At 64.1% G+C, this 17,229-nt stretch carries 16 protein-coding genes and 2 pseudogenes; 9 read left to right on the forward strand and 9 right to left on the reverse strand.

Going from position 1 to position 17,229, the window contains the following annotated elements; genetic code table 11:
- The first annotated feature begins 162 nt into the window (after positions 1-162).
- Positions 163-1,158 carry a diaminopimelate epimerase gene (locus RGV59_RS16910; RefSeq protein WP_126585855.1) on the forward strand — a complete coding sequence of 332 codons (996 nt, stop codon included), beginning with the start codon at positions 163-165 and terminating at the stop codon, positions 1,156-1,158.
- Between the two features lie 43 nt (positions 1,159-1,201).
- On the opposite strand, the gene codA is transcribed toward RGV59_RS16910, so the two are convergent.
- From codA to RGV59_RS16940, 6 genes are all read right to left on the reverse strand, one after another.
- Entirely contained in the window at positions 1,202-2,437 is a 1,236-nt protein-coding gene (gene codA, locus RGV59_RS16915; RefSeq protein WP_046384046.1) for a cytosine deaminase, read from the reverse strand.
- Between the two features lie 27 nt (positions 2,438-2,464).
- The gene (locus tag RGV59_RS16920) at positions 2,465-3,670 is read right to left on the reverse strand and encodes a PucR family transcriptional regulator (RefSeq protein ID WP_046384045.1); all 1,206 of its coding nucleotides are present in this window, start codon (positions 3,668-3,670) and stop codon (positions 2,465-2,467) included.
- The gene (codB, locus tag RGV59_RS16925; protein ID WP_046483194.1) at positions 3,667-4,935 is read right to left on the reverse strand and encodes a cytosine permease; all 1,269 of its coding nucleotides are present in this window, start codon (positions 4,933-4,935) and stop codon (positions 3,667-3,669) included. The genes RGV59_RS16920 and codB overlap by 4 nt, the downstream gene beginning before the upstream one ends.
- Before the next feature lie 191 nt (positions 4,936-5,126).
- Positions 5,127-5,750 (reverse strand): NUDIX hydrolase, encoded by a 624-nt coding sequence (locus tag RGV59_RS16930; protein ID WP_017847009.1) that lies wholly within the window; start codon positions 5,748-5,750, stop codon positions 5,127-5,129.
- A gap of 31 nt (positions 5,751-5,781) precedes the next feature.
- On the reverse strand, positions 5,782-6,138 hold the full coding sequence (queD, locus tag RGV59_RS16935; RefSeq protein ID WP_017736453.1) for a 6-carboxytetrahydropterin synthase QueD: 357 nt from the start codon (positions 6,136-6,138) through the stop codon (positions 5,782-5,784).
- Positions 6,139-6,215: 77 nt separating this feature from the next.
- Complete coding sequence (locus RGV59_RS16940) at positions 6,216-7,295, reverse strand: patatin-like phospholipase family protein (RefSeq protein ID WP_126585856.1); 1,080 nt, start codon at positions 7,293-7,295, stop codon at positions 6,216-6,218.
- Positions 7,296-7,454: 159 nt separating this feature from the next.
- Here RGV59_RS16940 and RGV59_RS16945 point away from each other — a divergent pair, with 159 nt between their 5' ends.
- The 4 genes from RGV59_RS16945 to RGV59_RS16960 are packed head-to-tail and all read left to right on the forward strand — an operon-like array spanning position 7,455 to position 10,046.
- Positions 7,455-7,757 carry a PepSY domain-containing protein gene (locus RGV59_RS16945; RefSeq protein WP_017847011.1) on the forward strand — a complete coding sequence of 101 codons (303 nt, stop codon included), beginning with the start codon at positions 7,455-7,457 and terminating at the stop codon, positions 7,755-7,757.
- Positions 7,757-8,068, forward strand: a complete 312-nt coding sequence (locus RGV59_RS16950) for a PepSY domain-containing protein (protein WP_017847012.1) — start codon at positions 7,757-7,759, stop codon at positions 8,066-8,068. Before RGV59_RS16945 ends, RGV59_RS16950 begins: the two co-directional genes overlap by 1 nt.
- Positions 8,068-8,736 (forward strand): response regulator transcription factor, encoded by a 669-nt coding sequence (locus RGV59_RS16955; RefSeq protein WP_017847013.1) that lies wholly within the window; start codon positions 8,068-8,070, stop codon positions 8,734-8,736. The genes RGV59_RS16950 and RGV59_RS16955 overlap by 1 nt, the downstream gene beginning before the upstream one ends.
- Positions 8,733-10,046, forward strand: a complete 1,314-nt coding sequence (locus RGV59_RS16960; RefSeq protein WP_126585857.1) for a sensor histidine kinase — start codon at positions 8,733-8,735, stop codon at positions 10,044-10,046. The genes RGV59_RS16955 and RGV59_RS16960 overlap by 4 nt, the downstream gene beginning before the upstream one ends.
- Before the next feature lie 243 nt (positions 10,047-10,289).
- Here the strand turns inward: RGV59_RS16960 and RGV59_RS31750 are convergent, their stop codons facing one another.
- Both RGV59_RS31750 and RGV59_RS31755 read right to left on the reverse strand, forming a co-directional pair.
- Complete coding sequence (locus RGV59_RS31750) at positions 10,290-11,045, reverse strand: methyl-accepting chemotaxis protein (RefSeq protein WP_376741854.1); 756 nt, start codon at positions 11,043-11,045, stop codon at positions 10,290-10,292.
- Positions 11,046-11,147: 102 nt separating this feature from the next.
- Positions 11,148-12,464 (reverse strand): annotated as a pseudogene (locus RGV59_RS31755) (HAMP domain-containing protein); the annotation flags it as partial.
- Here RGV59_RS31755 and RGV59_RS16970 point away from each other — a divergent pair.
- The 4 genes and pseudogenes from RGV59_RS16970 (at position 12,415) to RGV59_RS31765 (ending at position 15,751) form a co-directional block, all read left to right on the forward strand.
- The gene (locus RGV59_RS16970; protein ID WP_126585859.1) at positions 12,415-12,669 is read left to right on the forward strand and encodes a hypothetical protein; all 255 of its coding nucleotides are present in this window, start codon (positions 12,415-12,417) and stop codon (positions 12,667-12,669) included. The pseudogene RGV59_RS31755 and the gene RGV59_RS16970 overlap by 50 nt on opposite strands.
- A gap of 10 nt (positions 12,670-12,679) precedes the next feature.
- Complete coding sequence (locus tag RGV59_RS16975) at positions 12,680-13,999, forward strand: Na+/H+ antiporter family protein (protein WP_173677815.1); 1,320 nt, start codon at positions 12,680-12,682, stop codon at positions 13,997-13,999.
- A gap of 72 nt (positions 14,000-14,071) precedes the next feature.
- Positions 14,072-14,893 (forward strand): annotated as a pseudogene (locus RGV59_RS31760) (cache domain-containing protein); the annotation flags it as partial.
- Positions 14,894-14,995: 102 nt separating this feature from the next.
- A complete protein-coding gene (locus RGV59_RS31765; protein ID WP_371918425.1) occupies positions 14,996-15,751 on the forward strand; it encodes a methyl-accepting chemotaxis protein in 756 nt (251 codons plus the stop codon).
- 6 nt (positions 15,752-15,757) lie between these two features.
- Here the strand turns inward: RGV59_RS31765 and yegQ are convergent, their stop codons facing one another.
- Entirely contained in the window at positions 15,758-17,080 is a 1,323-nt protein-coding gene (gene yegQ, locus RGV59_RS16985; protein WP_026140032.1) for a tRNA 5-hydroxyuridine modification protein YegQ, read from the reverse strand.
- Positions 17,081-17,229: the final 149 nt, after the last annotated feature.

Genomic DNA, 17,229 nt, shown 5'->3' on the forward strand with positions numbered 1-17,229 from the left:
GCGTAATCCTCGTGAGAATTGCTGAACCCCAGGCTTCCTGCGGCGGATGACGCACCTTCCAGACCACTTCCCACGCGCCGACCGTTCTGTAATACGCTGCTGCTTCTGTGTGCAGACGATTGGACGGACGAAGCGATGAAGGACTTTCAGCCAGGCGACCCCATGACCCGGTTCTACGATGCCCGCGGCAATATCTATGGGGTGGTCAGCCCGGCCTGTTTGCGTCGCCACGGGGTCGAGGTGCCCGACACTGCGGCCCTCGCGGCGAGCCGGCGCGACGCTTGGGCACTGCCGGCCATTGCCGCCGAATGTGGCTGGGGGCCTTCGCCGCGTCCGGCCGGCGCCAAGGCGCACCGTTGTGATGGGTTGTTGGTCGGGCCGTTCCAGGCGGCGCCGCCGTTCGACCTGTTGATCGTCAATACTGACGGCTCCCTTGCGGAGCGCAGTGGCAATGGCCTGACCATCTTTGCCCAGGCGCTGAGCGATCAGGGCTTGATGACGCAGGGCTGCGAGCTGCGGGTGCATCACGATAAACAGGATGCGAAGTCGCCGCTGGCCACCTATGTCGAACCGGCACTGCATGAGCGGGTGCGTGGGTTCTGGCTGGCGTTGGGGCAGCCGGCGTTCGGCCCGCTGGCGGTCGGCGCGGACCTGCCCGGCGCCGAAGAGGGGGCGTTCAGCCATGTGCCCGCGCTGGCGGCGATCAACCCGGCATGGACGCGCAGCCAGTTTGTGCGGGTGGGCAACCCCCATTGCGTGACGTTGGTGTACCAGGCCGCTGCGCTGCCGGACAATCTGTCGATGCACCAGAGCGCACTGTTCGAGCCCTTGCAGGCGATTGCATTTGCGCCACCTGCCGGGCGTGGCCAGCCCTGTGTGGCCGGGGTCAACTTGCAATGGGCCGCCCAGGCGTCCGGCAATCGAGTGCTTGCGCGGGTGTTCGAGCGGGGAGAGGGGCCGACGGCGTCCTCCGGGACCAGCGCCTGTGCCGTGGCGTGCGCCGCGTGGCGCGCCGGTTGGGTCGCGGGCGGGGAGGTCGCGGTGGTGATGCCGGGCGGTACGGTGCCGGTTCGGTTGCAGATTCAGGATGCGACAGTGCTGAGCGTCAGCCTGTTCGGGGCTGCGCGGCCGCAGCTCGATGCAGGGCCGCGCGGCTGATCGCGTCGAGTCGTATCAGCGGCTGTCCATCGAACCTCGCGTGCTACAAAAACGTCACCTGCGCCGGCTGGCGCTTCATCAACACCTTGCCGTTGCGGATCGAGTACAGCGCCAGGCCCTGGCTGCGAATCACCTCGTAGTCGCTGTCGGCCGAGAGGATCAACAGGTTGGCCGGCCGGCCGGGTTCCAGCCCATAGCGATCGCCGAGGGCCATGGCCTTGGCGCTGTTGTCCGTGACCAGGTCCAGGGCGTTTTGCAGGTTGCGGTAGCCGAGCATGTGGCAGATGTGCAACCCGGCTTCGAGCACCCGCAGGATGTTGCCGTTGCCCAGGGGGTACCAGGGATCGACGATGGAGTCCTGACCGAAGCACACGTTCATGCCGGCTTCCAGCAGTTCGTTGACGCGGGTGACGCCGCGCCGTTTCGGGAAACTGTCGAAGCGCCCTTGCAGGTGAATGCTTTCGGTGGGGCAGGAGACGAAGCTGATACCGGAATGCCCGAGCAGGCGGAACAGTTTGGCGCAGTAGGCGTTGTCGTAGGAACCCATGGCCGTTGTGTGGCTGGCGGTGACGCGGGCGCCCATGTCGCGGCTGCGCGCTTCTTCGGCGAGCACTTCGAGGAAACGCGAGTGCGGGTCGTCGGTTTCGTCGCAATGCACGTCGACCAGGCAGCCGCTGCGTTCGGCCAGGTCCATCAGGAACTTCACCGAACTCACGCCCTGGTCGCGGGTGTATTCAAAGTGGGGGATGCCGCCGATCACGTCGGCGCCCAGGCGGACGGCTTCTTCCATCAGCTCGCGGCCATTGCGGTACGACTCGATGCCCTCCTGGGGAAAGGCGACGATTTGCAGGTCGATCAGGTGCGCAGTGTCCTCGCGCACTTCGAGCATGGCTTTGAGCGCGGTGAGGTCCGGGTCGGTGACGTCGACGTGGGTACGCACATGCTGGATACCGTGGGCGGCGAGGGCCTGGATGGTTTTCCTGGCGCGGGCCTTGGTGTCTTCGTGGGTGATGGTGGCTTTGCGTTCGCCCCAGCACTCGATCCCTTCGAACAGGGTGCCGCTCATGTTCCAGCGCGGCTCGCCGGCGGTGAGGGTGGCGTCGAGGTGGATGTGCGGTTCGACGAAGGGCGGTATCACCAGGTTGCCGGCCGCGTCGAGGTCGTCGGGCCCCGCCGTGGGGGCTGTGGTTTGCGGCGTGATGCTGGCGATCCGGCCGTGTTCCAGGTGCAGATCATGCAGGCCTTCACGGTTGCGCAGGCGGGCGTTGATGATGTGCATGGGCAAGTTCCTCTTGGCTAAAAACAATCAGGCAGACAGCCGCCAGATCATCAGCGCGATGCCGATGTCCAGGCGGTCATACGAATTATCCAGCCTCAGCCCGCACAGGGCTTCGATGCGCTGGACGCGGTGCGTCAGGGTATTGCGGTGGACGGCCAGGCGCTGCGCGGCGGCCACCAGGTTACCATTCTCGTGGAACCAGGCTTCGAGGGTCGGCAGCAGGCTTGGGCCATGGTGCAGGTCGTGGCGCAGCAACGGGCCCAGGCGGTCATTGAGAAACTGGTCGAGCAGCGCACGATCGCGCACGCCGCTGAGCAGCTTCAATACGCCCAGTTCGTCATACACGCAGAGCCCGGCGCGTTCGCTGAAGCGCCGCGCGGCGGCCAATGCCTGGCGCGCTTCATCCTGCGCCTGGGCCAGGCGCGCCGGCGGGTGGGCGGCGGCGCTCAGGCCGATGAACAGTTTCAGCGGCGCCAGGCGCAGGTTCAGCGGCTTCAACCAATTGGCCAGTTGCTCCCGGTTAGCCAGCGCCGCGACGGCATCGGCGGCCGGCAGCAGCAACGTCCATTGGCCGGCGCGCCCGAGTACCGGCACCGCGGCCGACAACTGCCGCAAGCGCCGGGTAATGCTGTCGTGTTGCCGCGCCAACTGCGCTTCCATCTGCGCGGCCTCGCCCTGGGCAAATAACGCGTCGCTGCCCTCCAACTGCAACTGCACGATTTGCCAATGTCCGGCCAGGGGCATGCCCAACTGGGCGGCGCGGTGCAACAGCAGATCCAACGATTGATAGTCACCGGCCAGCAACCGCTCCAGCACATCGTGCCGCGAGCGGCCCAATTGCTCGGACTGGATCAACGCTGAACCGATCGCCTGGGTCACCAGCACCATTTTCAGTGAGTAAGGCTGTTCGATCAGCGGCATGTCGGCGGCTTCGGCGGCGTCCAGCAAGCGCTGGGGAATCGCCTGGATATAGGCCGGCCCGGTGAGAATCACCAACCCGGCCACCTGACGCAGGCAGGCTTCCTCCAGCAGTTGCAGCAAATTCGCTTCGTCCCGTGGGTGATTGATACCGGTGACGAACACCAGTTCGCCACCCAGCACCCACTCGGCGATGCCGCTGTTCTCTGCGACATACGGCCAGCGAACGGCATTCTCCAGGCCCGCCGCCCCGGCGCGCAGGCACAGGGAATCCAGCCCCGGCAGGGCGAGCACATCGGCGATGGTCAGGCTCATGCCTGTGCGTCAGCCAACGGTGCCCGCACGCGCAGTACGGCGCTGAGTAGCATGTAGGTCAGCGAGGCGGCGACGATCCCCACCAACGGCGCCACCCAGGGCGAATTGAACGCCAGTACGGTGCCCACGGCGTAGGCGGTCAGCCCCGGCCAGTTGAACGCCGGCAGGCGCGCATCGGCCAGGCGCGGGTAGCGGCCGCGGTAGCGATAGAAAAAGTCCGCCATGATCACCCCGCCAATCGGTGGAATCACCGTGCCCAGCAGGATCAGGTACGGCACCAGCATGTCGTACATGCCGAGCAGCGCCAGCAGCGTGCCGATCACCGCACCTGCCAGGGTCACCGTCTTGCGGCGGCGGGTGCGCAGCAGGTTGCAACCGGCCACGGCGAAGTTGTAGATGGTGTTGTCCTGGGTGCTCCAGATATTGAGCAGCAACATCGCCATCGCGGCCGTGGCAAAGCCTTGCAGCAGCAACACCTCCACCACGTCGGGCTGTTGATAGACGATGGCGCCATAAGCCCCGATCAGCACCATCAAGCCATTGCCGACAAAAAAACCGATCAGGCTGGCGAGCACCGCGACCTTGGCCGAGCGCGAAAAGCGCGTCCAGTTGGTGGCCTGGGTCGCGCCGCTGACAAAGGTGCCGAACACCAGGGTGATCGCCGTCGACACGTCCAGTTCCGACGTCGGCACCACCGCCAGCAACCCTTGCAGCCCGCCGACTTTCACCGTGGCGACCCACATCGACAGGCACAACAGAATGCCCATGGCCGGCACCGCGATGTAGGACAGAATCTCCAACCCGCGATAGCCCACGTAGGCCGTGGCGCAGAACAGCAGGCCAAACAGCACCATCAGCACCAGCACGTTGCCCTGGCTCAGCTCGAAATATTTGCCCAGCACCACGGCGGCGGTGGCGGTGCCCCAGGCGTACCAGCCGATCTGGGTGAAACCGAGGATCAAATCACTGAGCTTGCTGCCGACTTCGCCAAAACAGAAGCGCCCCATCAGCACCGAGTTCAGGCCGCTCTTGAACGCGATGTAACCCAAGCCTGCGGCATAAATGCCCAACAGCAGGTTACCCAAGGCCACGACGCCGAGCATGTCGACGAAACTGAACGCCACGCCCAGCTTGCCGCCGGCAAACATGGTCGCGGTGAAAAAGGTGAAGCCCAGCAGCACCATGGCGGTGGACGCCAGGCCCTTGCGTGCGTGCATCGGGACTTCGCTGAGGGGGTAATCGTTGCCCGGTTCTTGCTGCGTCATGTGCCTTGCTCCCTGAATGAGTGACGCAGGCCTATTGCACCGCGCGTGCCAATTGAGCAGCAGTGACGGGCGCACGGTGGGTGTTGTGCAGTATGCACAGGATTTATCGCCAGACAGGCGCGGAACGCGGGCGGGAGTGGTCGCGGTGCCCAATCGGGCACGAAAGCGGTGCAGCGGTGATACAAATTGGATCAGTCGAACAGCGTCAGCGTGGTTTCGCCGCGATGAAACGCAAAGGCCGCCTCGAGATCGCTTTCGATGGTGCGCCCACGGGACAGCGGCGGCAGGTCGTCGAGGGCGAAAAAGCCCACCTCGGTGGTTTCGAACCCGGCCGTTGGCGCCAGTTGGTCGACCCGTTCACACAGGAAATACAGCTTGTAGAAGTCCCGCACATCCGGGCGATACAAGCCCTTGGCCTTGTGCGTGACGCTGTAGAGCGCCCGCGCCGTCACCGTCAGCCCGGCTTCCTCGCGGATCTCCTTGACGATGTTTTCTGCGGCCGACAGACCGATATCGGCATAGCCCCCCGGCAGCGCCCAGCAACCATCGGTCGCCTCGCGCACCAGCAGAATGCGCTCGCCGTCGATCACCGCGCCGCGGACATCGATCATCGGCGTCGAATAGCGCTGGGCGAAATCCGGGACCAGCCCGCTGATGCGCTCCAGCGGCACATTGCCCAATTGCGCGAGCATGCTGTGGGCGATCTCGGCAATTTCTTCCAAGCGCTCGCGTTCGAAGTCGTCGGTGCAAAAGTGCAGCCCCGTGGAAGCCAATGCCTGCAAGCGTTTGGCCTGGGCCAGCCAGGTGTTTTCCATGGGGCGCTCCCGCAGGGCGTTGACGTGAGGGTTACTCGCCGCGATAGATGCAGCCGCTGGTGCAGGTTTCGTGGATGCGAATCGCGCTGAGTTCGGGCAGCAGGGGTTTCAATTCGGTCCAGATCCACTTGGCCAGTACTTCGCTGGTGGGGTTTTCCAGGCCGGGGATGTCGTTCAGGTAGTTGTGGTCGAGGCGTTCATAGAGCGGCTTGAAAATCGCCTTGATCTCCGAGAAGTCGCGAATCCAGCCGGTATGGGGGTCCAGGTCGCCGCTCAGGTGGATCGCCACCTTGAACGAATGCCCATGCAGGCGCCCGCATTTGTGGCCGTCTGGCACGTGGGGCAGGCGGTGGGCGGATTCGAATGTAAATTCCTTGAAGATTTCCACAGTATTTTTCAGCTCGGTCAGGTTTCTGGCAGGCGGCGAGTTTAACAGCTACATCGCGCCTCGCGCATACCGCTGGGTCAAAGCGCCTGCAAGCGCTCGCCCAGGCCACCCTGGTCGGCCAGTTGCAGAAACTCATCGCCCAGGCGCCGGCTCTCGCTCATTGCGGTTTGCCAGTATTTGTTGCGAGTCGCGTCATCGCCCAGAAAGCGCTTGAAGTCGCTGCGGTCCGGCAGTTTGCCGTGGGGCAGGCGGGCCAGGTAGTCCTTCGACGGCGCCAGCAGCAACACGTCCTGCAAGCCTTGTTGATTGCTGCGTCGCCACGGCAGGCCCTTGTCGAACCAGCCGGGGATGACGCGGTCGGTGAAGTGCGGGTACAGCACGATGTCGTCGCCGTGGTAGGGCAGGTCGAGGTGGTAATCCAGCAGGCCGCCGTCGCGGTAGGTGCCGGCACCGGCGCCAGGCAGGTCGCGCACGCCTTGCATCACCAGGGGAATCGAGCCGGACGCCAGCAGCGCCTGGCGCAGGTTGCCCAGGTTCAGGTCGAGAAAGCGCGACGGAAAATCCCGCAGCGCATGCACCGGCGGCGCCTGGCGCGGGTCATGGATGATCAGCCGCTCGAAATGCCGCGACAGCCGCGCGCGGCCGCGCAGGTTGTCGGCAATCACCGACGACAGGCCCAGGCTCAGCCGCCCGCGGTGGTCATCGGCGAGCAGGCCGTGGCTCTTGACCACCATGATGTTCAGCCGATAGCCGGGGTTGTCCAGTACCCGCGCATCGCGCCCGGCCAGCAGGTCATCGAGCATGCGCCGGCAGCTCTGGCTGACCTCGGCCATGGTCACGCCTTTGGCAAAGCGTTGTTCGTTGTACAGGCGGCCGAGGTCGAGCAGGCCTTGCACCGGGTCGGGCAGGCAGGCGCTGGCAAACCGCCAGGAACCGATGGAGGCACCGATCAGCGCACGTTCGCGTGGCGCGCGGGGCAGCCACTCGCCGAACAGCGCCAGGTCCAGGCCCTGGATGCCCAAGGCCTTGGGCCCGCCTGCCGCACCGGGAAGGATACCGACATCGGCAGGCTTGAGGCCTTGCTCGCGAATGCGCGCAAAGGCGCGTTTGCCGGCCTTGAGGGTCAGGGCGGGAAACTTGATGTGGATGGCTGTCATACCGGTCTCTGTTGAAGCGAGCAGGGCAGTATAGAAAATCTCGCCGGGTGAAGGAAAACGCGGGTGACGCGAATTGCCATGGTGGCAATTCAGTTTCAGTTAAGTTGCCGCGGATACCCTGGCGGGCGTAGGACAAATATCGTGAAACGGAGACTCAGCATGAAGCGTCTTACAATGCTGGTCGCCGCCGGGTTCATTGCCTCTTTGGCGGCACAGGCCCAGGCAGTCGACCCCGACAAGTCACTCCGCGGGCCCGGCACTGTTACTATTGTCGCCTTCGATCAGCTGGACGCTACGGCCCTGGCCTTGCATCCCGGTTCGACCCTGCTGGACACCGACCTGGACGAGGTCTACGGCAAGTACCTCTACGAGGTCGAACTGGAGGATGTCGACGGCATCGAATGGGAGGTTGAATTGGACGCGCTCACCGGGCATGTGCTCAAGAATCATCAGGATACGTAATGAAGGTATATCGACGCGCCGCTGGCTGGGCGGGGCTGGTGCTCCTGGCGTTTTGCTCAAGCCTGTCAGCCCGCGACCTTAACCAGGACGAAGCTTTGGCACTGCGCCAGCAGGGGGTGATCCTGCCGCTCGAGCAACTGTTGCAGCAGGCCATGGCGCGCCACCCCGGCTCGCGGCTGCTGGAGGCCGAGCTTGAGAAAAAGGACGAGCAATATGCCTATGAAGTGGAACTGGTGACGACCGACGGTGTGGTGCGCGAGATCAAACTCGACGCCACCAGCGGTGCGCTGATCAAAGACGAGGAAGACTGATGCGCCTGCTGTTGGTGGAAGACAACGTACCGCTGGCCGATGAACTGCTGGCCGGCCTGCAGCGCCAGGGCTATGCCGTCGATTGGCTGGCCGATGGGCGCGATGCCGCGTACCAGGGCCGCAGCGAACCCTATGACTTGATCATCCTCGACCTCGGCCTGCCCGGCTTGCCCGGGCTCGAGGTGTTGGCGCAATGGCGCGCGGCCGCGCTGGCCACCCCGGTGCTGATCCTCACCGCGCGCGATTCCTGGGCCGAGCGCATCGAAGGGCTCAAGGCCGGCGCCGACGATTACCTGAGCAAACCGTTTCACCCCGAAGAACTGCACCTGCGTGTCCAGGCGCTGTTGCGCCGCTCCCATGGCCAGGTCAACCAGCCGACCTTGCAAGCGGCCGGCCTGCAGTTGGATGAAGGGCGCCAATGCGTGCTGCGCGACGGCGACGAAATCCAACTGACCGCCGCCGAGTTTCGCTTGCTGCGCTATTTCATGTTGCACCCGCAACAGATCCTGTCGAAAAGCCATCTGGCCGAGCATTTATATGACGGTGAGACCGAGCGCGATTCGAATGTGCTTGAAGTCCACGTCAACCACCTGCGCCGCAAATTGGGCCGCAGCGTGATCGAAACCCGGCGCGGCCAGGGTTACCGGTTCGGCGCCAGTCCTGCATGAAGTCGATCCAGCGGCACCTGAGCCTGGGGCTGATCAGCGTGATGGTGGTGGTCGGCGTGGTGCTGGCGCAAACCAGCCTTTGGTTGTTCGAAGCCGGTTTGCAGCGCTATTTGGAGGCCGGCCTGCGCAACGACAGCGAGAACCTGCTGGTGGCGCTGGTGCGCGGGCCGAATGGCGTGCAACTCGACGAGCAACGCCTGGCGCCGGCCTATCAGCGGCCGTTCTCGGGGCATTATTTCCGTATCGATTTCGCTGACACCCACTGGCGCTCCCGCTCGTTGTGGGACCAGGAGTTGCCACGCCTGCCCGCTGCCGGGCTCAAGGGCAATCTGCAACTGGGGCCGGAAGGCCAGCAACTGTTGGTACTGCGTTCGGACTACAAGCGCTTCGGCCAATTGATTTCCATCAGCGTGGCCCAGGACTACACGCCCGTGCGCGAAAGCTTTCGGCTGATGCGTCAGATCGGCCTGGTGCTGGGGGTGGCGGCCCTGTTGCTGGTGTTGATCCTGCAACGGGTCACGGTCCGTCGCGCCTTGCGCCCGCTGGAAGTTGCGCGCAACCAGATCGCCCAGCTGCAACAGGGCCAGCGCTCGCAACTCGACACCCAGGTGCCGCAGGAGCTGGAACCGCTGGTGGCGCAGATCAACCACCTGCTGGCCCACACTGAAGACAGCCTCAAGCGTTCACGCAATGCCCTGGGCAACCTCGGCCACGCGCTGAAAACCCCGCTGTCGGTGCTGTTGAGCGCGGCGTCGAGCGAAGCGCTCAAGGATCAGCCGCGCTTGCGCACGCTGCTGCGCGAACAGCTTGAACAGGTGCAACAGCGCCTCGACCGCGAACTCAACCGCGCACGCCTGGCCGGCGACACCCTGCCGGGCGCCTTGTTTGATTGCGCGAACGAACTGCCGGGCCTGCTGGCGACCCTGAACATGGTCCACGGCGACCACCTGGACTTGAGCCACCACGCCGTCCCTGGCCTGCAATTGCCCTGGGCCCGCGAAGACCTGCTGGAGCTGCTCGGCAACCTGCTGGACAACGCCTGCAAATGGGCGGATGCGCAGGTGCGCCTGAGCATCGGCGAGACGCCGCACAGTTACCTGCTGGCAGTGGAAGACGACGGCCCCGGCATTCCCGAAGCCCAGCGCGACCGGGTGTTCAGCCGTGGTACGCGCCTGGACGAGCAGACCGACGGCCATGGCCTGGGCCTGGGGATCGTGCGCGATATCGTTGAGGTGTGGGGCGGGGTGTTGCAGTTGCAGGAAAGCCAACTGGGCGGGCTCAAGGTGCTGATCGAGCTGCCCAAACGCTGAGGTCGATCAAAAAGGGGGGGAGGGGCTTACCCCGGTGCAGACCGGAGACATCCTTTACGTTTGAAACCGGAGACATCGTTTACATGTATTAATCATGGCCAGGCGATGACCAGCCGATCAAAAGTGTGGGAGGGGCTTGCCCCCGATAGCGGTGAATCAGTCGATGTAGCCTTTGACTGACCCACTGCAATCGGGGGCAAGCCCCTCCCACATTGGATTTCCTTCAGCGTTGGTGTCGGTTACTCACACCTGGAAATGATCCATCAACCCCTGTTGCTGATTGGCCAGGTGGTTCAACGCCTGGCTGACGCGCGCCGATTCGTTGGCCTGTTCTGACAGCGACTCGGTGACATCGCGGATTGTCGCCACGTTGCTGTTGATCTCCTCGGCCACCGCGCTTTGCTCTTCGGCGGCGCTGGCGATTTGCAGGTTCATGTCGCTGATCACTGTGACCGCGGCGCCGATCTGGCGCAGGGCGGTGACCGCCTCGCCGACTTGTTCGACGCTGCTCTGGGCCTGGCGATAGCTGTTGCCCATGGCGCCGACCACATCGGTGGTGCCGCTTTGCAGTTGCTCGATCACCAGGCGGGTTTCTTCCACCGACTCCTGGGTACGACGCGCCAGGTTGCGCACTTCGTCGGCGACCACGGCAAACCCACGGCCGGCCTCACCGGCCCGGGCAGCTTCGATGGCGGCGTTGAGGGCCAGCAGGTTGGTCTGCTCGGCGATGCCGCGAATCACTTCGAGCACCGAGCCGATCTGCGCACTGTTGGTCGCGAGGCCTTCAACCTGGGCCATGGCGGTGCTCATGTCCGCCGCCAGATGGCCGATGTTGGTGGTGGTGCGGTCGATCACCTGCAGGCCGTCACGGGTGGCCTGGTCGGCATCGCGTGCGGCGTGGGCGGCCTGGGCCGCACTGCGGGCGACGTCCTGGGCGGTGGCGCTCATTTCATGGGAGGCGGTGGCCACCTGGTCGACCTGGCGGTATTGCTGCTCCATGCCGGCGCTGGTCTCGCTGGCGATCGCGGCGGATTGGTCGGCGGTGCCGCGGGCGTTCTGCACCGAGCGTTTGACCTCGGCGATGATCGGCTGCAGTTTGTCGAGGAAGCGGTTGAACCAGCCGGCCAGTTGCCCCAGCTCGTCCTGTTTGGCGTAGTCCAGGCGACGGGTCAGGTCGCCTTCGCCGCTGGCGATGTCTTCGAGCATGTGCGCCACGCTCAGGATCGGCCGGGTCACGCTGCGCGCCATCAGCCACACCAGCCCCAGGCCGATCACGGCGGCGAGCAGGCCCAGGCTCAACTCGAGCAGGGTGCCACGGGCGTTGTCGGCGTCCAGTTGCGCCTTGAGCGCTTCGGCCGGGCCCACCAGGATTTTTTCCGGCACATCCAGCAACACGCCCCACGGCTTGCCGCCGGGGATCGGCGTGAACGGTGCCAGGACCTTGAGTCGACGGTCGGCACGCAGGCTGCTGATCCGCGTACTGCCGGCCAGGGCGCTGAGCAATTGCGCGCCGCTGGCGGTGTCGACCTGGTCCAGACGCTGGCTGAGCTTGCTCGCATCCGGGCTGTAGCCGGCCAGCAAGCCGGTGGCGCTGAGAATGCTGACCTGGGTCTGGCCGTCATACAGCGTGTGGCTCGCCTGCTGGCTCACCGCCTGCAGGCTGTTGAGGTTGATGTCCACCGACAGCGAGGCAATGACTTTGCCATTCACCATCAGCGGGAACACGAGGCTGGTCATCAGTACGTTTTGCCCGTCGATGACATAGAAGTACGGTTCGATCACACACGGTTTGAGGGTGGTGCGCGGGCAGGTGAACCAGGCATTGGCCTTTTCCCCGCTCGGGCCGACGCTGGTGTCGGACATGTCGCTTTCGGGCAGCGACATGGCGGTGAGTTTGCCGGGCGTCGGCTGTGACCAATAGAGGGCGAATCGGCCTTTGTCGTTGCTGCCCAGCTCTGGCTGGTTGACGAACAGCTCATCCTTGCCGTCCAGGGCATTGGCTTCGAACACCAGGGACAAGCCGAGCAGGTCGGGGTTGGCCTGCAAGGCGGCCTTGACCTGGCGGGTCAAGTCTTCACGGGTGTCGAAGGCGTCAAGGAAGCGCTTTTCCGCCTGTTCGCGCAGGAACAGCACCTGGCGGGAAAACCCGTGACCGTATTGATAGGCATCCATGAACTGCTGGCGGATGCCCAGCGCCTGCGCTTCGCCCTGGGCTTCGATACGCGCCCGGGCCGCTTCGTCGAGCATGTGCATGCTGGAGGCTTTGACCTGCTGCGAACTCTGTTCCATGCGATACAGCGACAGACCCACCAGCAGGGTCACGATCCCCAGCAGGCAGAGGCCGGCGAGCAGGGTGATTTTCCATTGAATGGACAGCTGTCTGAGGGACATCGCGGAGCATCCTTTACCTGAAAACATAGAGAGCCTTTATATCGGCGGCTATGTTTTTTTCTTTATTCAAACGTTCAATTTAAATTTGCAGGCGACGCCGTTTTTTGACATGCGACCGCGCCTGCTGCAAAGTGCGCGCCCTCTAATAAGACCTCCTTCCAGCCTGCTCACCGGCAGTCATCCTCCATGGCCGCGCGGGTGCGGGCATGCCTGTATTTTGTTTTTTGCTTGAGGTAACCATGATTAACGCAGTCATCGCCGCGGTCGGCACCATGCTGGTGCTCAGCCTGTCCCGCGTGCATGTGGTCATCGCCATCATCGTCGGCGCCCTGGTGGGCGGGCTGACCGGTGGCCTGGGCATCGACGCCACGCTCCAGGCCTTCAACGGTGGGCTGGGTGGTGGCGCGACAGTGGCTTTGTCCTACGCATTGCTCGGCGCTTTCGCGGTGGCGATTGCCAAGTCCGGCCTGGCCCATGCCCTGGCGGACAAGGCGTTGCTGCTGGTCGATCGCCAGGAAGCCAGCGGCGGCAGCCACGTCAAATGGCTACTGATCGGCCTGCTGTGGGTGGTGGCGATCGCCTCGCAAAACATCCTGCCGATTCATATCGCGTTTATCCCGCTGCTGGTGCCGCCGTTGCTGTATGTGCTGACCAAACTGCAACTGGACCGTCGCCTGATCGCCTGCGTGATGACCTTCGGTTTGATCACGCCCTACATGTTCCTGCCGGTGGGCTTCGGCAACATCTTTCTCAACCAGATCCTGCTGGCCAACGTGGCCAAGAGCGGCGTGGACATCAGCCAGGTCAACGTGACCCACGCCATGGGCCTGCCAGCGCTGGGCATGGTGGTCGGCCTGCTGGTGGCGGTGTTTGTCAGCTACCGTAAAAAGCGCGTGTACGACCTGGAGAAAATCGAGCGGATCGAACAGGTCGCGGTGCAATACAACCCACTGACCCTGCTGGTGGCCGGCCTGGCGATCGCCTCGGCGTTCATCATTCAGTTGTGGTTGGACTCGATGATCATCGGCGCCCTGGCCGGGTTCCTGATTTTCTCGGTATCGGGCATTGTGCGCTGGCGCGAGACCGACGACCTGTTCACTGAAGGCATGAAGATGATGGCGATGATTGGCTTCATCATGATCGCCGCTTCAGGCTTCGCCGAAGTGCTCAAGGCCACCGGAGACGTGCGCTCGCTGGTGGAAACGTCGGCGGCGCTCATCGGCCATAGCCGTGGGATCGGGGCGTTGCTGATGTTGCTGGTGGGGCTGCTGGTGACCATGGGCATCGGTTCGTCGTTTTCCACGGTGCCGATCCTGGCCGCGATTTTCGTGCCGCTGTGTGTGCAACTGGGCTTCAGCCCGCTGGCCATTGTGTGCATCGTCGGCACGGCCGGCGCCTTGGGCGATGCCGGTTCGCCGGCGTCGGATTCGACCCTGGGCCCGACGTCCGGCCTGAATATCGACGGCCAGCACCACCACATCTGGGACACCGTGGTGCCGACATTCCTGCATTACAACATCCCGCTGCTGGTGTTTGGCTGGGTGGCGGCGATGACGCTCTGACGAGGTCGTCCTACAGAATCCGCGCAACTGGCCGTTAACCTCTCAAGCCGCCACTAATAAGAGAGAAAAGCCATGCGTCTGAGCCTGAAGGTCAAAGTCCTGTGCCTGGCCATCGTGCCGGTGCTGTTGTTTGCGTTGGTGATCAGCCTGACCACGGTGTGGATCCTCAAGGGGCAAGCGCGCAACGAGGTGGATGAGACCCGCCAGCACCTGCTCGACGCCGCCAAGGCCACTCTGCAGAGTTATGTGGAAGTGGCCATGACCACTATCAAGCCGCTCTACGACGCCGCCGCCCCGGGCGATACGGCGGCGCGTGCCGAGGTGGTCAAGCTGCTGTCCAATACCAGCTACGGCAAGGATGGCTACTTCTTCGGCTACGACTCCGAAACCATCCGTCTGTTCAAGGGCAACAGCCCGGACGGCGTGGGCAAGAGCTTCAAGGACAACCGCGACCCCAATGGCGTCTACGTCAACCGCGACCTGGTCAAGGTCGGCAAGGACGGCACCCACTACCTGCAATACAGCTCGACCCAGCCCGGCCAGACCGAACTGGTGCCCAAGCTCGGCTACACCGAGTACCTGCCCAAGTGGGACATGGTCATCGGCACCTCGGTCAACCTGGATGGCATCGATGCCCAGGTGGCGGTGGTCGAGGCCAAGGTCAAGAAACGCATGGAGGGCGTATTGCTGAGTATCTTCGGTGTGGCCGTGCTGGTGCTGCTGGTGATTGCGGCGGCGGGCATGGTCCTGGCCAATACCATCCTGCGTCCGCTGCACCTGATGAAAGCCAACCTCGACGATATCGCTGCCGGTGAGGGCGACCTGACGCGGCGCCTGGCTATCACCAGCCAGGATGAGCTGGGCGATCTGGCCGGGGCCTTCAACCGGTTTGTCGAAAAGATCCACGGTTTGGTGCGCCAGATCACCGAAATGACCGCGCAACTCACCGGGCTGGTGGGCCAGGTGTCCGACCAGGCGCAGCGTTCGGAGCAGGCCATGGAGCGTCAGCGTCACGAGACCGACCAGGTGGCCACCGCGATCAATCAGATGTCTTCCGCCGCCCAGGAAGTGGCGCGCAGTGCCCAAGGCGCTTCCGTGGCTGCGCAACAGACCGACGCCGAGGGCCAGGCCGCCAAGCGCGTGGTGGACGGCAGCATCGCGCAGATCCATGCGTTGGTGAACGATATCCGCAGCAGCGGCGTGTCCCTTGACAGTTTGCAGCAGGACGTGTCGTCGATTGTCAGCGTGCTCGGCGTCATCCGCTCGATAGCCGAGCAGACCAACCTGTTGGCCCTTAACGCCGCGATCGAAGCGGCGCGGGCGGGGGAGGCCGGTCGCGGCTTTGCCGTGGTCGCCGACGAAGTGCGTGCCCTGGCCAGTCGCACCCAGACCAGCACCCAGGAAATCCAGGGCATGATCGACCGCCTGCAAAAAGGCACCGTCGCCGCCGTGGAGGCCATGCGCCGCTCCAGCGATGCCGGGGACGGCACCTCGGCCCAAGCCAACGAAGCCGGGGCGTCGCTGGACACCATGGCGCAGTTGATCGGCACCATCAACTCGATGAACGCGCAAATTGCCAGCGCCGCCGAAGAACAGACCGCGGTCGCCGAAGAGATCAACCGCAGCGTGCATCAGATTGCCGTGGCGGTCGACAGCGTGGCCGATGAAACCCAGTTGGGCGCCCAGACGTCGCGCAGCCTGGCCGACCTCGGCCAGCGCTTGGGCCAACTGGTGGCCCAGTTCAGGATCTGAGCGGGGTTACTCGACGTCGCGCATCAACAGGCCGAAACGCAGATCCATCTGCGCCGGCAAGGGCACATACACCGTGTGCCCATCCCCCGGCGCCACTTCGATGGCTTCGCCCTTGGCGTTGTGCAGGGTGGCCAGGTCGAAGTGAAAGTTGCCGGCGGGGGTCATCAGTTCCAGGTGATTGCCCACCGCAAAGCGGTTCTTCACCTTGACCTCCGCCAGCTCGCCCCGGCGCTCGCCGGTCAATTCGCCGACGAACTGCTGACGTTCCGACACCGAACTGCCGTTCTGGTAGTTCTGGTACTCGTCGTGTACATGGCGGCGCAGGAAACCTTCGGTGTAGCCGCGTTGGGCCAGTGACTCCAGGTTGGTCATCAGGTTGCGGTCAAATTCGCGACCGGCCACGGCGTCATCGATGGCCTGGCGATACACCTGGGTGGTGCGCGCGCAGTAGAAGTGGGACTTGGTGCGGCCTTCGATCTTCAACGAATGCACGCCCATGTGGGTCAGACGCTCCACATGCTGCACCGCACGCAGGTCCTTGGCGTTCATGATGTAGGTGCCGTGCTCGTCTTCGAAGGCGGGCATCTGTTCATCCGGGCGGTTGGCCTCCTGCAACAGGAACACCTGATCGGTCGGCGCGCCAATGCCCAGTGTGGGTTCCGGCTGATATTCCTGGACGATATCGCCGGTGACGTTTTCCACCGCCGGCGTGGCCTGGTATTTCCAGCGGCAGGCATTGGTGCAGGTGCCTTGGTTGGCGTCGCGCTTGTTCATATAGCCGGAGAGCAGGCAGCGCCCGGAATAGGCCATGCACAACGCGCCATGGACAAACACTTCCAGCTCCATGGCCGGCACTTGCTCGCGGATTTCGCCGATCTCTTCCAAGGACAATTCCCGCGACAGGATCACCCGGCAGATGCCCTGCTGTTGCCAGAATTCCACACTGGCCCAGTTCACGGTATTGGCCTGCACCGACAAGTGGATGGGCATCATCGGGAAGTGGCGACGCACCAGCATGATCAGCCCGGGGTCGGACATGATCAACGCATCCGGGCCCATGGCGATCACCGGGGCCAGGTCCTTGAGGAAGGTCTTCAGCTTGGCGTTGTGCGGCGCGATGTTGACCACCACGTAGAAGCGCTTGCCCAGTGCATGGGCTTCCTCGATGCCCAGGGCCAGGTTTGCGTGGTCGAATTCGTTGTTGCGCACGCGCAGGCTGTAGCGCGGCTGGCCGGCGTATACCGCATCGGCGCCGTAGGCGAAGGCGTAGCGCATGTTTTTCAGGGTGCCGGCGGGGGCGAGCAGTTCGGGTGCAAGGACGAGAGACATGGGGAGTGGGGCCCAAAAGGCCGCGAGCGTAGCCGAACGCGTGCAGGGATTTATTGATCCAGGTCTACGCTTGCTGCAACAAAAAAGGCACTCCCGGGATTTGCGACGGACTAAGCACGTGGACGCAAGCGCGCGCCCGGCTTTTTGAC

Origin of the sequence: Pseudomonas sp. FG1 (assembly GCF_034313875.1) — a bacterium.
In the GTDB taxonomy this organism is placed as follows: Bacteria; Pseudomonadota; Gammaproteobacteria; order Pseudomonadales; family Pseudomonadaceae; genus Aquipseudomonas; species Aquipseudomonas veronii.

What these genes read in the sequence shown, in the direction of transcription:
- RGV59_RS16910 (WP_126585855.1), top strand. Translation starts at nt 163, where the DNA reads ATGACCCGGTTCTACGATGCCCGCGGCAATATCTATGGGGTGGTCAGC.
- codA (WP_046384046.1), bottom strand. Translation starts at nt 2,437, where the DNA reads ATGCACATCATCAACGCCCGCCTGCGCAACCGTGAAGGCCTGCATGAT.
- RGV59_RS16920 (WP_046384045.1), bottom strand. Translation starts at nt 3,670, where the DNA reads ATGAGCCTGACCATCGCCGATGTGCTCGCCCTGCCGGGGCTGGATTCC.
- codB (WP_046483194.1), bottom strand. Translation starts at nt 4,935, where the DNA reads ATGACGCAGCAAGAACCGGGCAACGATTACCCCCTCAGCGAAGTCCCG.
- RGV59_RS16930 (WP_017847009.1), bottom strand. Translation starts at nt 5,750, where the DNA reads ATGGAAAACACCTGGCTGGCCCAGGCCAAACGCTTGCAGGCATTGGCT.
- RGV59_RS16940 (WP_126585856.1), bottom strand. Translation starts at nt 7,295, where the DNA reads ATGACAGCCATCCACATCAAGTTTCCCGCCCTGACCCTCAAGGCCGGC.
- RGV59_RS16945 (WP_017847011.1), top strand. Translation starts at nt 7,455, where the DNA reads ATGAAGCGTCTTACAATGCTGGTCGCCGCCGGGTTCATTGCCTCTTTG.
- RGV59_RS16950 (WP_017847012.1), top strand. Translation starts at nt 7,757, where the DNA reads ATGAAGGTATATCGACGCGCCGCTGGCTGGGCGGGGCTGGTGCTCCTG.
- RGV59_RS16955 (WP_017847013.1), top strand. Translation starts at nt 8,068, where the DNA reads ATGCGCCTGCTGTTGGTGGAAGACAACGTACCGCTGGCCGATGAACTG.
- RGV59_RS16960 (WP_126585857.1), top strand. Translation starts at nt 8,733, where the DNA reads ATGAAGTCGATCCAGCGGCACCTGAGCCTGGGGCTGATCAGCGTGATG.
- RGV59_RS31750 (WP_376741854.1), bottom strand. Translation starts at nt 11,045, where the DNA reads ATGGAGCAGCAATACCGCCAGGTCGACCAGGTGGCCACCGCCTCCCAT.
- RGV59_RS16970 (WP_126585859.1), top strand. Translation starts at nt 12,415, where the DNA reads ATGGACAGCTGTCTGAGGGACATCGCGGAGCATCCTTTACCTGAAAAC.
- RGV59_RS31765 (WP_371918425.1), top strand. Translation starts at nt 14,996, where the DNA reads ATGGAGCGTCAGCGTCACGAGACCGACCAGGTGGCCACCGCGATCAAT.
- yegQ (WP_026140032.1), bottom strand. Translation starts at nt 17,080, where the DNA reads ATGTCTCTCGTCCTTGCACCCGAACTGCTCGCCCCCGCCGGCACCCTG.